Source organism: Enterobacter sp. E12, assembly GCF_014596715.2.
Classification (GTDB): Bacteria; Pseudomonadota; Gammaproteobacteria; order Enterobacterales; family Enterobacteriaceae; genus Enterobacter; species Enterobacter bugandensis.
Genome location: NZ_CP115601.1, coordinates 1 through 15,619, shown reverse-complemented (window position 1 = coordinate 15,619; position 15,619 = coordinate 1). Strand labels below are relative to the sequence as shown.

At 57.3% G+C, this 15,619-nt stretch carries 14 protein-coding genes; 2 read left to right on the top strand and 12 right to left on the bottom strand.

Annotated features, from left to right (window positions below; translation table 11 throughout):
* Nucleotides 1-12 precede the first annotated feature (12 nt).
* Nucleotides 13-345, top strand: a complete 333-nt coding sequence (locus tag IB212_RS00070) for a YceK/YidQ family lipoprotein (protein WP_014881914.1) — start codon at nucleotides 13-15, stop codon at nucleotides 343-345.
* Here the strand turns inward: IB212_RS00070 and IB212_RS00065 are convergent.
* The 8 genes from IB212_RS00065 to IB212_RS00030 form a co-directional block, all read right to left on the bottom strand.
* Entirely contained in the window at nucleotides 342-1,571 is a 1,230-nt protein-coding gene (locus IB212_RS00065) for a DUF3748 domain-containing protein (RefSeq protein ID WP_041911727.1), read from the bottom strand. The genes IB212_RS00070 and IB212_RS00065 overlap by 4 nt on opposite strands.
* Before the next feature lie 51 nt (nucleotides 1,572-1,622).
* A complete protein-coding gene (locus IB212_RS00060) occupies nucleotides 1,623-2,960 on the bottom strand; it encodes an MFS transporter (RefSeq protein ID WP_041911728.1) in 1,338 nt (445 codons plus the stop codon).
* 78 nt (nucleotides 2,961-3,038) lie between these two features.
* Entirely contained in the window at nucleotides 3,039-4,187 is a 1,149-nt protein-coding gene (gene dgoD, locus IB212_RS00055; RefSeq protein ID WP_028014940.1) for a galactonate dehydratase, read from the bottom strand.
* Complete coding sequence (locus IB212_RS00050; RefSeq protein WP_041911729.1) at nucleotides 4,184-4,801, bottom strand: 2-dehydro-3-deoxy-6-phosphogalactonate aldolase; 618 nt, start codon at nucleotides 4,799-4,801, stop codon at nucleotides 4,184-4,186. Before IB212_RS00050 ends, dgoD begins: the two co-directional genes overlap by 4 nt.
* Nucleotides 4,785-5,663 carry a 2-dehydro-3-deoxygalactonokinase gene (locus tag IB212_RS00045; protein ID WP_041911730.1) on the bottom strand — a complete coding sequence of 293 codons (879 nt, stop codon included), beginning with the start codon at nucleotides 5,661-5,663 and terminating at the stop codon, nucleotides 4,785-4,787. The genes IB212_RS00050 and IB212_RS00045 overlap by 17 nt, the downstream gene beginning before the upstream one ends.
* Nucleotides 5,660-6,349, bottom strand: a complete 690-nt coding sequence (gene dgoR, locus IB212_RS00040) for a D-galactonate utilization transcriptional regulator DgoR (RefSeq protein ID WP_003861109.1) — start codon at nucleotides 6,347-6,349, stop codon at nucleotides 5,660-5,662. Before dgoR ends, IB212_RS00045 begins: the two co-directional genes overlap by 4 nt.
* A gap of 225 nt (nucleotides 6,350-6,574) precedes the next feature.
* On the bottom strand, nucleotides 6,575-7,387 hold the full coding sequence (gene yidA, locus IB212_RS00035; RefSeq protein ID WP_047363227.1) for a sugar-phosphatase: 813 nt from the start codon (nucleotides 7,385-7,387) through the stop codon (nucleotides 6,575-6,577).
* Nucleotides 7,388-7,501: 114 nt separating this feature from the next.
* Nucleotides 7,502-8,527, bottom strand: coding sequence for an NAD(P)-dependent alcohol dehydrogenase (locus tag IB212_RS00030; RefSeq protein WP_041911732.1), 1,026 nt, complete (start codon nucleotides 8,525-8,527; stop codon nucleotides 7,502-7,504).
* 109 nt (nucleotides 8,528-8,636) lie between these two features.
* On the opposite strand from IB212_RS00030, the gene IB212_RS00025 reads away from it, so the two are divergent.
* Entirely contained in the window at nucleotides 8,637-9,572 is a 936-nt protein-coding gene (locus IB212_RS00025) for a LysR family transcriptional regulator (RefSeq protein WP_041911733.1), read from the top strand.
* 34 nt (nucleotides 9,573-9,606) lie between these two features.
* Here the strand turns inward: IB212_RS00025 and gyrB are convergent, their stop codons facing one another.
* From gyrB to dnaA, 4 genes are read right to left on the bottom strand one after another with little or no spacing between them, the layout of a single operon-like run.
* A complete protein-coding gene (gene gyrB, locus IB212_RS00020) occupies nucleotides 9,607-12,018 on the bottom strand; it encodes a DNA topoisomerase (ATP-hydrolyzing) subunit B (RefSeq protein WP_028014934.1) in 2,412 nt (803 codons plus the stop codon).
* Nucleotides 12,019-12,046: 28 nt separating this feature from the next.
* On the bottom strand, nucleotides 12,047-13,120 hold the full coding sequence (gene recF, locus IB212_RS00015) for a DNA replication/repair protein RecF (protein WP_041911734.1): 1,074 nt from the start codon (nucleotides 13,118-13,120) through the stop codon (nucleotides 12,047-12,049).
* On the bottom strand, nucleotides 13,120-14,220 hold the full coding sequence (gene dnaN, locus IB212_RS00010; RefSeq protein ID WP_008500170.1) for a DNA polymerase III subunit beta: 1,101 nt from the start codon (nucleotides 14,218-14,220) through the stop codon (nucleotides 13,120-13,122). Before dnaN ends, recF begins: the two co-directional genes overlap by 1 nt.
* Nucleotides 14,221-14,224: 4 nt before the next feature.
* On the bottom strand, nucleotides 14,225-15,619 hold the full coding sequence (gene dnaA, locus IB212_RS00005; RefSeq protein ID WP_045630887.1) for a chromosomal replication initiator protein DnaA: 1,395 nt from the start codon (nucleotides 15,617-15,619) through the stop codon (nucleotides 14,225-14,227).

Genomic DNA, 15,619 nt, shown 5'->3' with positions numbered 1-15,619 from the left:
GATGACTGAGTGATGATGAAAAATGTTCTGATAAAGCTGACGACGTTCAGCGGGGTGGTTTTACTTTGCGGGTGTTCGAGCGTGATGTCTCACACCGGCGGTAAAGAAGGAACATATCCGGGGACGCGCGCCAGCGCGGCGATGATCTCCGATGACGATACGAACTGGGGCACCAAATCCCTGGTTATCCTGGATATGCCCTTTACAGCAGTGGCGGATACGCTTCTGCTGCCGTGGGATGTATTCCGTAAGGACGATTCCGTGCGCTCACGGGTAGAGAAAAGCGAGCAGGAAAATCTGGCGACAAACGCCGTTATCCCGCCCGCTGAGATGCCGCCGCGCTAGTCCTGCGCGGTTTCCGTTACCCAAAGCTGACGGAAACCGCCCGTCTCTTGCATCCACGCAATAAAGCGCCCGTCCGGGGAAAACACGACCGCATCAGCAGACGGCGGATTGCCGTGATCGGACGTCAAAAACGTCACTTCTCCAGTCTTCGCGTCACAGCAGGCGATTCGGTTTTCAAGCACAAATCCCAGCATGTTCCCGGAAGGGTGCCAGTTAAACGCAGACTGAATACCGCTCCCGGTGCGCGTCAACTGGCGCGGTTCGCCGCCCTCAGGAGAGATCAGCCACAGCTGCACAATGCCGTTATCATCCCGCATCAGAAACGCGATCTGCGTCCCCTGGGGGTTACTGCGCACCCAGTGACGCGGCACGTTCACCAGACCCGGGTAGGCCCTCTGGTGGGTAAAGGTCAGACGACGCTGCTTCACCCCGGCAGGCGGCGCTGGCAGGGTGTCTGGGGTGCCCTGCAGCGGCGCATCGCCCGCTTGTTTCCAGCCCTGCTCGCCTTCTGGCAGGTTAACAATAAACAGTTCAGGCACTTTTTCGCCCTGCGCGGAGAGGGTGTCGCCGATAAACGCCAGCCTGTTGTTGCCCACCCAGCCCTCTTCGTAGGCGCGGTTGATTTCATCGCTGCCCGGCTGCGGGTTGGGTGTTGTGCGGCTGACCAGCACGCTCCAGAACGTGCCTGAATATTCACGTGGATGATTCCCCTGCGGGTTCACCGGGCCAAACGGTGCCGCCACGCCGACGTTGCGTAAATCGAGCTTCGGATCGCGCTCATGTAAAACATGGTCGTTATAGGTGAAGCTGACGAACTGCCCGTTCGGGCTGAAGACGTGCACGTGGCTGCCGCCGCGCAGCGCGCCTGCGGTATAAGGCGCGGTGATATCCATCGCGTCCAGGTTGCTCACCTGACCGTGATGCACAATCACCCCCTGACGATGATGAAAATCGTAGTGCCAGCCAGCATCCGGGTTTTTCGGACCGTGGATAAAGACGTATTTGTCCTGTGCCGGATGAACGGTCACCACGCCGACATGCGCGCCGTCAGTGGCGCGATAGACCACCTCCACCTCACCCGTAACGACGTTGACCTGCTCAATGGTTTCGCCGGTAAATGACGCGCCTGACGGGCGCACGTCGTAGACCAGCCACTGGCTATCCGGCGTCCAGGTATTGATGTTGGTCAGCTGGTGGTTGCGGGAAGCGAAGGTGATTTGTTTCATGAGGATACCCTGATGCACGGTGAGTGCATCAGGGTAAAACATCCGCAGGGATTAGCCTACTCGTTTCACATCGCCCACCAGCAGGATGTAGGAGAGTGCCCCGATCAGCGCCACGGCAGAGATGTAGACCAGCGCCGGGCCGAAGCCGTAGTCCTGCGCCAGGTAGCCGATGACCAGCGGTACGGTGATCCCGCCCAGTCCGCCGACAAAGTTGAACACACCGCCGGTCAGGCCAATCAGCCGCATCGGCGCAAGGGACGACACCAGCGACCAGGTGATAGAGGCGAAACCGTTACCAAAGAACGCCACCGCCATCAGGGCCATAATCCACACCGGATCGTTGGTGTAGTTGGCACCCATTATGCAGGTTGAGATCAGCAAGCCGCAGATAATCGGCGTTTTACGCGCCATGCCCAGTGAGTATCCTTTTTTCACCAGCTTATCGGCCAGCCAGCCGGAGAGCAGCACGCCGAAAAATGCGGCGAGGAACGGCACGGTGGTCATAAAGCCCGCCTTCAGCGCCGCGATCCCCTTTTCCTGGGTCAGGTAGTTCGGGAACCAGGTGAGGAAGAACCACAGCGTAGAAGTAACCGCGAACTGACCCAGATAAACGCCCACCAGCTTACGGTGGAAGACCAGCTTCCAGTCCGCTTTGGTCAGCGGCTGGCGCGCCTCTTTTTTCACCGGCGCATCACCATCCACCAGACCGCCACCGTCGCGGATGTAGTCCAGCTCGGCCCTGGTGATACTTTTGGTCAGACGCGGCGGCTGGTAGACCTTGAACCAGATGAGCGACCAGATAATGCCAATCCCGCCGGTGACGATGAACACCCAGTGCCAGCTCAGCAGCTCCTGGATCCAGATCAGCAGCGGCGTCAGAAACGCCAGGCCGACAAACTGGCCAGAGGTGTAAAAACCAACGGCGGACGCGCGCTCGTGTTCCGGGAACCAGCTGGTCACCATACGGTTGTTGGTCGGAAACGCGGGCGCTTCGAAAACCCCGGTGATGGCACGCAGGCCAATCAGCGACATCAGCCCGGTGGCGAAGCCCTGGAATAGGGTCGCCACGGACCAGCCTAATATGGCGATAAAGTAGGTCAGACGTGAACCCACGCGGTCAAGAAACCAGCCGCCGGGGATCTGACAGAGCGTATACAGCCAGGCAAACGCCGAGAAGACGTAGCCCATTTCCGCTTTGGTGATGCCAAACTCTTCCTGAATATGGGCCGATGCCACGGCAAGGTTGGCGCGGTCGACATAGCAAATGACCACGGTAATAAAGATCATCATCAGCGTCAGGTAGCGGCGACGCCCGATTTTTGTAGCGGTAACTGGAATATCCATCGCAATCTGTCTCCAGATTTTGGGCATAGCGAAGCCGCTCACCATGCCCTGTAATTTACAGAGGGTTATATTTTTGTATGTATGATTTTTGCCCGGAGGCTTACCGGGTCTACGGGATGGCGATTACCATTCCGCTACGCTGCCGTCCTCATGACGCCACAGCGGGTTTCGCCAGTCCGGCGCATTCTTACTCAGCTCAATGACTTTAGCTTCGTCAATTTCCACGCCAAGGCCCGGCTTCGTAAGCGGTTTAAAGAAACCGCCTTCCATGCAGAAGTCTTCTTTATTTTTCACAAAATCGAGCAGTTCCGCGCCCTTGTTATAGTGAATCCCCATGCTCTGTTCCTGGAACACCGCATTGCGGGAGACGAAGTCGACGTGCAGGCAGGCCGCCAGCGCGATTGGGCCGAGCGGGCAGTGCGGCGCCAGCGCCACATCGTAAGCTTCTGCCATCCCGGCAATTTTGTAGCATTCGGTGATGCCGCCCGCATGAGAAAGGTCCGGCTGTAGGATCGCTATGCCGCCCGCTTCAAGTACGCGTTTAAACTCGAAGCGCGAGAACATACGTTCACCCGCCGCGATAGGAATGTGGGTCTGTTCAGCTAACTTCGGATAGTACTCCGCCTGCTCGGCCAGCACCGGCTCTTCGATAAACAGCGGGCGATACGGCTCAAGCTCTTTAATCAGCACTTTGGCCATCGGCGCGCTGACGCGGCCGTGGAAATCCAGGCCAAACTCAATCTCGTTGCCGAAGGCTTCACGAATTTGCGCCACGGTATTGACCGCCCGGTCTACCGCACGCGAATTGTCGATAACGCCCATCTCTTCGCAGCCGTTGAGCTTGAAGGTGTCAAAGCCGATATTGCGCAACTGCGTGATGCCGTCGATCACTTCCGCAGGGCGGTCGCCGCCCACCCAGCTGTAGGCTTTGATTTTGTCACGCACCAGGCCGCCCATTAATTGCCAGACCGGGGCATTCAGCACTTTGCCCTTGATATCCCACAGCGCCTGGTCGATACCGGCGATGGCGCTCATCAGGATCGGACCGCCACGGTAAAATCCCGCGCGGTACATCACCTGCCACAGGTCGTTAATGCGCGCCGGATCCTGACCAATCAGGTATTCGCCCAGCTCGTGTACTGCCGCTTCAACGGTGCGCGCGCGCCCTTCAATCACCGGTTCGCCCCAGCCTACAACCCCTTCATCGGTTTCGATTTTCAGGAACATCCAGCGCGGGGGTAAACGGTACGTGGTGAGTTTGGTTATTTTCATTTCACTGCCTCTCGATACGCTTTCACAAATGCTGCCGCCTGCTGTGCGGTACGTTCCACGGACTGTCCAGCACGATAAAGATCGCTACCCAACCCTGCGCCCACACAGCCAGCGCTCATCCACTGGCCCAGGTTTTCTGGCGTTACGCCGCCCACGGCAAAGACCGGCACGCTGGCGGGCAATACCGCTTTCAACGCCTTGATGTAGTCCGGTCCAAAAGCCGATGACGGGAAAATTTTGAGCGACTGCGCGCCCGCATCAAGGGCAGTAAAGGCTTCCGTGGCGGTGGCGCATCCCGGGCAGACCGTCATGCCGTAACCCACCGCGCGGCGGATCACCTCAGGCTGAATATTGGGCGTGACGATAAGCCTGCAGCCCATCTTTGCCAGCCGATCGACCTGCTCAGGCTGTAACACGGTGCCTGCGCCAATCAGCGCCTTATCGCCGAAAACCTCGACCACGGCCGGAATGCTTTTTTCCCAGTCGGGCGAGTTGAGCGGGATTTCTACCGCGTCGAATCCGGCGTCGATAACCGCGCCGACGTGGTCTAACGCCTCATCGGGCGTGATGCCGCGCAAAATCGCGATAAGGGGAAGATCAGTTTGCCACTGCATGAGCGATGCTCCTTATTCCTGCCTGAAATGCCGTGTCGCCGGATACCGTCGAAACATCACGCCCAACGGCGCGAAATGCCTGTTCGTAGCGCGACATTAGCGATGCGCCTGCGACAATCGTAATGGCCTGCTCGTGCGCGATGAACTCACGCATGCTGGCGACCTCTGCGCCAATCAGCAGGCCGGAGAGAAACTCGCTGACCTGCTCGCGCGGGAGAAGTCCCAGCACGTGCGAGGCGCGAACCTCAAAAAGCTGCGGCAACACATCAGGGGAGGCGATCCCACGTTCAAGCCCGGCGGAAAACGCCTCTGACGAGGATTCCTGCTCAGGTAAACCGGCCCCGACCAGCGAATGGTTGAGCAGCAAATGGTGCAGCTCGCCGGTCATTACGGTGCGAAAATCGTGGATTTGCTCAGCGTCAGCCTGGACCCACTTACAGTGCGTGCCGGGCATGACGTAGACAGAAGAAGGAGAGAGAGCGCGCGCGCCAAGCAGCTGCGTCTCTTCGCCGCGCATCACGTTGTGGTTATCGTCGCGAGAGACGCTCAAACCGGGAATAATCCAAATATTGTCGCCAACGGACGTTAACTGCTCGCCAATAGCGGAGAAATGGACGGGAACCGGCAGATAAGGTGCAATTTTCCAGCCTACGTTACTGCCCACCATTCCCGCCATTACCACCGGCGTGGCGCTGTCGCGCCAGTTTTGTGTGACCTCTGCTAACACCGCCTCGGGGGATTTACCGTTCAGGCGCGTCACGCCTGCTTCTGATTGCCTGCTCTCCAGGCACTGCTCGCCCTGATAAAGCCAGGCGCGCAGATTGGTCGATCCCCAGTCAATTGCGATGTAGCGAGATGTCATGTGATTTCCTTCAGCCTTCGTGTCGAGCTGGCAATCATGGTAAGTGCCGCCTGCTCTGCCGCATCGCCGTCCTGATGCCGTATCGCATCGAACAGCGCTTTATGTTCCTGGAGCGTTTTTGGCATGTTGGCCTCATCACCCATCCAGGTACGTTCAAATACCGCTCGCTGTAGCGAGCTGATCGCCACGCTAAGCTGCTGTAATACCGGGTTATGCACCGACTGCAGCACCGCTTCGTGGTAGCGAATGTCCGCCTCGTTGAACGCCTCCCGGTTCTGGTTATTGGCGATCATGTCGTTTAAAGCCGATTCAATCTGGGCCAAATCACCGGAGGTCGCGCGTTCCGCCGCCCAGCGCGCAATTGCCGGCTCCACCAGGTTTCGAACTTCACTCATCGCGCCGATAAGCCGCGGGTCGTAGTCGTTTTCCAGCACCCACTGCAGCACGTCGGTATCGAGGTAGTTCCACTGGTTGCGCGGAGCAACAAACGCGCCGCGATAGCGCTTCATTTCAATCAGCCGCTTCGCCATCAGCGAGCGGAACACTTCCCGGATGATGTTGCGCGAGGTTTCAAACTCCTCGCACAGTTCAGCCTCTGCGGGGAGCGGCGAACCGGGAACGTATTTACCGCCCACAATCTGGGTGCCCAGCGTAATAACGATGCGATCGGTTTTATTGAGAGTCATGGAGAGTCCTTGTGCTCTGTATGTCCATCACTACTTTACCGCGACCGCTGAATTTCGCCTCACTTTTGCAGTACAAACGTGAGGCCATTCGTCTTTGTCGTGGTGACAATGTAGTACAATCATTTAATGTTGTACTACAATCAAGATCACAAAAAGAACAATTCGATAAATTCAGGGCAAAAAAAGCCCCGGTTGATAACCGGGGCTGATGATTGAAAATAAGCGTTACTGCAGCACAAACTTCTCGATCGCGTAGGCAACGCCGTCTTCCAGGTTGGATTTGGTGACGAAATCAGCCACCTCTTTCACCGAAGGAATGGCGTTATCCATTGCCACGCCAACGCCCGCGAATTCAATCATCGCGATGTCGTTCTCCTGGTCGCCGAGCGCCATGATTTCTTCCTGCTTAATCCCTAACGCATCAGCAAGTGATTTCACGCCGGTGCCCTTATTGACGCGTTTATCGAGGATTTCGAGGAAGTACGGCGCACTTTTCAGCACGGTGTACTTCTCTTTTACCTCCGCCGGAATGCGCGCGATGGCTTTATCCAGGATCTCCGGCTCGTCAATCATCATCACCTTCAGGAACTGCGTCGCCGGGTCCATTTTCTCGGCTTCACAGAACACCAGCGGAATGGTCGCAACGTAGGATTCATGCACCGTGTAGTAGCTGATATCGCGGTTGGCGGTGTAGAGCGTATTGCGATCGAGCGCGTGGAAGTGGGAGCCCACTTCACGGGACAGTTTTTCGAGGAACAGGTAGTCATCATAGCTCAGCGCAGTTTGCGCAACCGTGCTGCCGTCTGCGGCTTTCTGCACCAGCGCGCCGTTATAGGTGATGCAGTAATCGCCCGGCTGATTCATGTGCAGCTCTTTCAGGTAGCTGTGTACGCCCGCATATGGACGCCCCGTGGTCAGAACCACATTCACGCCCTTCGCTCGTGCGGCGGCGATCGCGTTTTTAACGGCAGGAGAGATAGTGTGGTCTGGCAGCAGCAGCGTGCCGTCCATATCGATTGCAATGAGTTTGATAGCCATGAGTTCCCCGGGATAAATGAGTGCTACCTCATGCTAACGCGATTAAGCACACAAAAATAGAGCTACATTGCGCAACAGAAACACCCCTTTTACGCTTAACCGGGGAACGACGACTTACTCGCGGGTGAGAACGATTTTACCGAATGCGCCGCGATCCAGATGTTCAAGGGCCTGTTCAAGCTCGTTAAAACGGTAGCGATGCTCAATCACCGGCTTCAGTCCCGTGACGTCAACAGCGCGGACGAAATCCTCCAGCGCCCGGCGGTGTCCCACGCCAATCCCTTGAATGACGGGGGATTTCAGCAGCAGCTCGCCAGCAGGCAGTGAAATGTCAGTCCCGGCCAGCACGCCAATCACTGAGATACGCCCGTGAACGGCAACGGCACGCAGGGAATGCTTCAGGTTTTCCCCACCTACGGTTTCGATAATATGGTCGATGCCGCGATCCTGAGTCAGCGCCAATGCTTCTTCAGCCCAGTCACTTTTCAGGCGGTTGACGCCCTGACTGGCGCCCAGTTTTTTGGCGAGCGCCAGCTTTTCATCGCTCCCGGACGTGACAATAACCTCTGCGCCGTGCGCTTTTGCAATTTGCAGGGCGAAAATCGCCACGCCGCCCGTCCCCTGTACCAGCACCGATTGCCCGGCGCGGAGCTGACCCCGCTCCACCAGCGCGAACCAGGCGGTAAGCCCTGCGCAGGGTAACGTGCTGGCCTCTGCGTCATTCAGAGTTTCCGGAGAGGCTACCAGCGCGTTTTCATTTACAACCACATATTCGGCCAGCATGCCCTGGAAATAGCCGCCGGACGTTTTGTAGGGCAAATCACGCGCGTCTGCCTGCGGCTTGCCGTCGATCCACTCCGGGAAGAAGGTTGAAATGACGCGAGCGCCGGGTTTGAAACGCGTGACACCTTCACCTACGCTGTCCACCACGCCCGCCATGTCAGACGCCGGGGTGAACGGGAAGGAAAGCGGAATCGGCATCGTGCCTTCGATGACCATTTTATCGCGATAGTTGAGCGCAACGGCATTTACCCGCACGCAAACCTCACCGGGGCCTGGCTGTGAAACCGATTCATGAATGAGTTTGAGATTCTCGCGCCCGAGGGCGTTCATTGACCAGCGCTGCATTGTCTCTGTCATTTTTTCCTCCTGCCATCAGATAAGCTTCAGTAATGACAGTCTACCGTTGACTCCTCGTCACCAGTGACGATAAGTTTTCTCTTCATTGACGCCTGAATGGATACAAACCGTGACCGATACACTGAAAGATATTCCTGTTTTTGTCGCTGCCGTGGAGGCAGGAAGCTTTGCGCAGGCCGCAGTTCGCCTGCACCTGTCGCGCTCTGCGGTGGGTAAAAGCATTGCTCGACTTGAGGAACGTCTGGGAGTGCGGCTGTTTCAGCGCACCACCCGCAGCCAGAGGCTCACCGATAACGGCGCCCTGTTCTACGAGCGCTGCCTGCGCGCGCTGGAGGAGATCAGGAGCGCGGAATCCCTGCTGGAAACGGGGAAACATCAGATCAACGGTCGGCTTCGTGTTGCCATGCCGGTGCTGTTTGGACGCCAGTGCGTCGCGCCGCTGCTGATTGAACTGGCGCAGGAACACCCTGGGCTTGAGCTTGAAATGTCGTTCAGCGACCGCGTGGTGGATCTGGTCGAGGAAGGCTTCGATATGGCGGTACGTAACGGCACGCTGCAGGACAGCAGCGTGCTGGTGGCCAGAAAGCTGGGAGAACACCGCATGGTCCTGTGCGCCTCGCCCGACTATCTGCAAAAAAGAGCTCATCCAGACGCTGTGGATGATTTATCCCGGCACGCGGCCATTAACTATCTGCGCGCAGGCCGCGTGCTATCCTGGCAGCTTATGGACAGCGACGGAACGCCGCGCACGTTTACGCCGCGGTCATCACTCAATATGGATGATTTGCAGGCCATCTGCGACGCGGCGGTGACCGGGCACGGCATTGCCTGGCTCCCCTGCTGGATGGCCATCAAAGAAATTCATCAGGGAAAGCTTGTCCCGCTCTTTAAGCAGGCGCCGGATGTCCATTTTGACGTCCATGCCGTCTGGCAACAGACGCCGTACCTGCCCCTGAGGGTAAGAATGGCCATAGATGCGCTGGCGAGCCGTTTACCGGCGGCGATGTCGCTGGACATTCCTGCGCCCATAAAAAAGCCGCGCTAAAAACGCGGCCAGTTTTCATGCGGGATAGCGACTGTTAAATATCGATATTCGCCGCTTTCAGCGCGTTCTCTTCAATGAACGCACGACGTGGTTCTACCGCATCGCCCATCAGGGTCGTGAACAGCTGGTCGGCAGCAATCGCGTCTTTAACGGTGACGCGCAGCATGCGACGGCTTTCCGGATCCATGGTGGTTTCCCACAGCTGATCCGGGTTCATTTCGCCCAGACCTTTATAACGCTGGATAGACAGACCGCGACGGGATTCTTTCACCAGCCAGTCCAGCGCCTGCTCGAAGCTTGCTACCGGCTGACGACGCTCGCCACGTTCGATGAAGGCATCGTCTTCGATCAGGCCGCGCAGCTTCTCGCCGAGGGTGCAGATACGGCGGTATTCCGGGCCGGTCACGAATTCGTGCTCCAGCGGGTAGTCGGTGTCGACGCCGTGAGTACGCACGCGAACAATCGGCTCAAACTGCTGTGCCGCATTCTGTTGAACGTCGAACTTCCACTGGCTGCCGTGCTGCTCTTTCTCGTTCAGCTCGCTCACCAGGGTATTCACCCAGCGGGTCACGGCCTGCTCGTTGCTCAGATCGGCTTCGGTCAGGGTTGGCTGATAGACCAGCTCCTTCAGCAGCGCTTTTGGATAGCGGCGTTCCATACGGCCAATCATTTTCTGCGTGGCGTTGAACTCGGAGACCAGACGCTCCAGCGGCTCGCCTGCCAGCGCTGGCGCGCTGGAGTTCGCGTGCAGGGTCGCGCCATCAAGGGCGATCGCGATTTGGTACTGATCCATCGCGTCGTCATCTTTAATGTACTGTTCCTGCTTGCCTTTCTTCACTTTGTACAGCGGCGGCTGCGCAATGTAGACGTGGCCACGCTCAACGATTTCAGGCATCTGACGATAGAAGAAGGTCAACAGCAGCGTACGGATGTGCGAGCCGTCGACGTCCGCATCGGTCATGATGATGATGCTGTGATAGCGCAGCTTGTCCGGGTTGTACTCGTCGCGGCCAATGCCGCAGCCGAGCGCGGTGATGAGCGTCGCCACTTCCTGAGAAGAGAGCATCTTGTCGAAGCGCGCTTTCTCAACGTTGAGGATTTTACCCTTCAGCGGCAGGATCGCCTGGTTCTTACGGTTACGGCCCTGCTTCGCAGAACCGCCCGCGGAGTCCCCTTCCACAAGGTACAGTTCAGACAGTGCCGGGTCGCGTTCCTGACAGTCAGCCAGCTTGCCCGGCAGGCCTGCCAGGTCCAGCGCGCCTTTACGACGGGTCATTTCACGGGCTTTACGCGCCGCTTCACGGGCACGTGCCGCATCGATAATTTTGCCCACCACGATTTTCGCATCGTTCGGGTTTTCCAGCAGGTATTCGCTCAGCAGTTCGTTCATCTGCTGCTCAACTGCCGATTTCACCTCAGAAGAAACCAGCTTGTCTTTGGTCTGTGAGGAGAACTTCGGATCCGGCACCTTCACGGAGACCACGGCAATCAGGCCTTCACGGGCGTCGTCACCGGTGGCGCTGACTTTCGCTTTTTTGCTGTAGCCTTCTTTGTCCATGTAGGCGTTCAGGGTACGGGTCATCGCCGCACGGAAGCCCGCAAGGTGAGTACCGCCGTCGCGCTGTGGAATGTTGTTGGTAAAGCAGTAGATGTTTTCCTGGAAACCGTCGTTCCACTGCAGCGCCACTTCCACGCCGATACCGTCTTTTTCGGTGGAGAAATAGAAGATATTTGGGTGAATTGGCGTTTTGTTCTTGTTCAGATACTCAACAAACGCCTTGATACCGCCTTCGTAGTGGAAGTGGTCTTCTTTATTGTCGCGTTTGTCGCGCAGGCGAATAGAGACGCCGGAGTTCAGGAACGACAGTTCACGCAGGCGCTTCGCCAGGATGTCGTACTCGAATTCAGTGACGTTGGTGAAGGTTTCAAGGCTCGGCCAGAAACGCACCATGGTACCGGTTTTATCGGTATCACCGGTAACGGCCAGCGGGGCTTCAGGCACGCCGTGCTGATAGATCTGACGGTGAATTTTGCCTTCGCGCTGAATAACCAGCTCCAGCTTTTGCGACAGGGCGTTTACTACGGAAACGCCTACGCCGTGCAGGCCGCCTGAAACCTTATAGGAGTTATCGTCGAACTTACCGCCTGCGTGCAGTACGGTCATGATCACTTCCGCAGCAGAGACGCCCTCTTCCGGGTGAATACCGGTCGGGATGCCACGGCCGTCATCGGTAACGGAGACGGAGTTGTCCGCATGGATGGTGACCACGATGTCTTTACAGTGACCCGCGAGCGCTTCGTCGATAGCGTTATCTACCACCTCGAATACCATGTGGTGCAGACCGGTGCCGTCATCCGTGTCGCCGATATACATACCCGGGCGCTTACGCACCGCATCCAGCCCTTTCAGGACTTTGATACTGGAGGAGTCATAAGAATTCGACATCAACGTTTCTCGCTCATTTCAACTTGGGTTAATCCGTTATTTTACCCTTTTCCACGGTAAACATCTTCGAATTTTCGTCCGACATGTCCATAACGTGTTCAGCGCTAATGGCGCTGACGAAAACCTGCGACTGCGTGGCTTTTAAGCGGCTGGCAAGCAGCCCGCGCCGCGCGTCGTCAAGTTCCGAGGCAAAATCATCTATCAGGTACAGGCAGCGTCGTCCGCTCTCGCGGGTGAGGAACTCCCCCTGCGCCAGGCGTAGCGCGCACATCAGGAGCTTGAGCTGCCCGCGCGACAGCGTGTCTTCCACCGGCGCACCGTCGGCACGAATGCGGAAATCCGCCTTGTGCGGGCCGTGCGCGGTGTAGGTCAACATCCGATCGCGCTCGAAGCTTCTCTCTAACACCTCGGCATAATCCGTCTCTTTCTCCCAGCCACGCTGGAAGGAGAAGGTGAGAGAGAACTCGGGTAAAAACTGTTTGCAGGTGTCGGCCATATCTTCGGCGATACCCGCGCTGTATTCGGCACGCCAGCGGCTGATCTGTTCCGCAAGAGGGATGAGTTCCATGTCCCACGGACGCAGCTGGGCGTAGCGCGTGACCTGGCGCAACGCGGCGTTACGCTGTTTAAGCAGACGCTTCAGGTTGCTCCAGGCGTTAAAGAAACCGGCTTCATTGTGAAAGCATCCCCAGTCGAGGAACGCTCTTCTGTATTTGGGGCCGCCGTTGAGTAAAGTAAACCCCTCGGGCGTAATCAGCTGCATTGGCATCAGCAGCGCCAGCTCCGCCACCTTGTGGCCATCGGTGCCGTCGATGCGCACCTTGCTGTCGCCCAGCTTGTCTTTGGTCAGGCCGATGGCGGTTTCCCGCTCTGCGCCCTGCAAACGCCCGTGCAGAACAAAGGATTCCTGCTCGTGGCGAATGACGCGACCAATCTGCAAACTGCGAAACGCCCGGCCATGGCCGAGCGTATAGATGGCTTCCAGCACGCTGGTTTTGCCGCTGCCGTTCGCGCCAACCAGGAAGTTAAAGCCGGGGGATAAAGCGAGATCCGCGCTTTCGATATTGCGAAAGTCGCGGATCAACAGACGGGTGAGCGACATTACAGTCTCATTGGCATGACAACATAAGCCGCGCTTTGGCTGGCCGCATCTTCAATCTGTACGCTCGAAACGGAGTCGGTCAGCAGAATACGCACATTCTCGCATTTCAGTGCATTGAGCACATCCAGCACGTAGCTGACGTTGAAGCCGATTTCCATCTCAGCCCCGGCGTAGGTGACGTCCAGAATCTCTTCTGCCTCTTCCTGCTCCGGGTTGTTGGCGGTGATTTTGATCTGGTTTTCACTCACGTACAGGCGTACGCCGCGGAATTTCTCGTTCGAGAGAATGGCCGCGCGGGCAAACGCCTGCTTGAGGCTATCGCAGCCCGCTTCCAGCGTTTTGTCCGGGTTCTTCGGCAATACGCGGCGATAATCCGGGAAACGGCCATCAACCAGCTTCGAAGTGAAGACAAAATCGCCCACGTGGGCACGGATGTTATTGCTGCCAATCTGCACCCGCAGCGGCGTGTCACCGCCGTCGAGCATACGCATCAGTTCAATCACGCCTTTACGCGGCACGATCACCGAATGGTTCGGCAGCGAGTCGCCAATCGGCATGGAACAGACCGCCAGACGGTGGCCGTCGGTCGCCACGGTACGCAGCTCTTCACCTTCGGTTTCGAACAGCATGCCGTTTAAGTAGTAACGAACGTCCTGATGCGCCATGGAGAACTGCGTGGCTTCAATCAGACGCTTCATCGTCGCCTGCGGAAGAGTGAATTCAACTTCACTCTGCCAGTCGTCCAGGTTCGGGAAGTCCGCAGCGGGTAGCGTGGAAAGGGAGAAACGGCTGCGGCCAGAGCGCACCAGCATGCGGTCGCCCTCCAGCTGCACGGCGATTTCAGCGCCTTCCGGCAACCCGCGGCAAATATCAAAGAATTTACGTGCCGGAACCGTGGTCGCGCCCGCGTCGTGCGGCTGCGTCAACGTAACGCGCGCGATCATTTCCATTTCCAGATCTGTACCGGTCAGCGACAGCGTACCGTCCGCGACCTGAAGCAGCAGGTTTCCGAGAATAGGCAGCGTTGGGCGGCCGCCTAATGGGCCACTCACCTGTTGCAGCGGTTTTAATAAATGTTCACGTTCAACGGTAAATTTCATAGCGTCACGATGATAATGTTCTGATTAGATTGGAAAAATCTTCTTTTATGTCGTGGCTTTCTTCGCGTAACTGCTCAATCTTGCGACAAGCGTGCAGCACGGTCGTATGGTCACGGCCACCAAACGCATCGCCGATTTCCGGCAGACTGTGGTTGGTTAACTCCTTTGCCAGCGCCATCGCCATCTGACGCGGACGCGCCACCGAGCGGGAACGACGTTTAGACAGTAAATCTGCCACTTTGATCTTGTAGTACTCAGCCACCGTCTTTTGAATATTGTCGATGGTGACCAGTTTTTCCTGCAATGCCAATAAATCGCGCAGTGCTTCGCGCACAAAATCGATGGTGATCGCACGACCGGTGAAGTTGGCATTGGCAATAACGCGGTTCAGCGCCCCTTCCAGCTCACGCACGTTGGAGCGCAGGCGCTTGGCGATGAAGAACGCCACTTCACCCGGCAGGCGGATGTCGTTCTCATCGGCTTTCTTCATCAGGATCGCGACGCGGGTTTCCAGCTCCGGTGGCTCGATCGCCACGGTCAGGCCCCAGCCGAAGCGGGATTTCAGACGATCTTCAACGCCGTTGATCTCTTTAGGATAACGATCCGAGGTCAAAATGATCTGCTGATTGCCTTCCAGCAGGGCGTTGAAGGTGTGGAAAAATTCTTCCTGCGATCGTTCTTTATTGGCAAAGAACTGGATGTCATCGATCAGCAGCGCGTCAACGGAACGGTAGTAGCGTTTAAACTCTTCGATCGCATTGTTTTGCAGGGCTTTTACCATGTCCTGAACGAAGCGCTCGGAGTGCATATACACCACTTTCGCGTTGGGCTTGCGCGCCATAATGCCGTTGCCCACCGCGTGCAGCAGGTGCGTTTTACCGAGACCCGTGCCGCCATACAGGAACAGCGGGTTGTAAGCACCGCCGGGGTTATCGGCAACCTGACGGGCCGCCGCGCGCGCCAGCTGGTTCGACTTACCTTCAACGAAGTTATCGAACGTGTGTTTGACGTTTACGTTAGAGCGGTAGGTTGGCTCAGCCGGTGCAGGGACATTATCCCAGCCCTGACGAGCGGGTGCGACGCGAGGGGCCGGAGCAGGAGCGGCCTGAGCAGGCGCTGCCACATTCACGGTTTCACGAACGGTTTGGGTGACCGGCTTTGTGCCCACTTCAAAACGCAGCTGTGGGACATCTGACCCGCAAAAATCGTTCAGCAGGCCATTGATGTTATTAAGGTACTTGTCTCTTACCCAATCGAGCACAAAACGGTTTGGCGCATACAAAGCCAGCGTGTTATCGCTCAGCTCCGCCTGCAACGGGCGGATCCACATACTGAATTCTGTGGCTGGTAACTCATCCTGCAATCGGGCAAGACACTGCTGCCAAAGCGAAAGTGACAC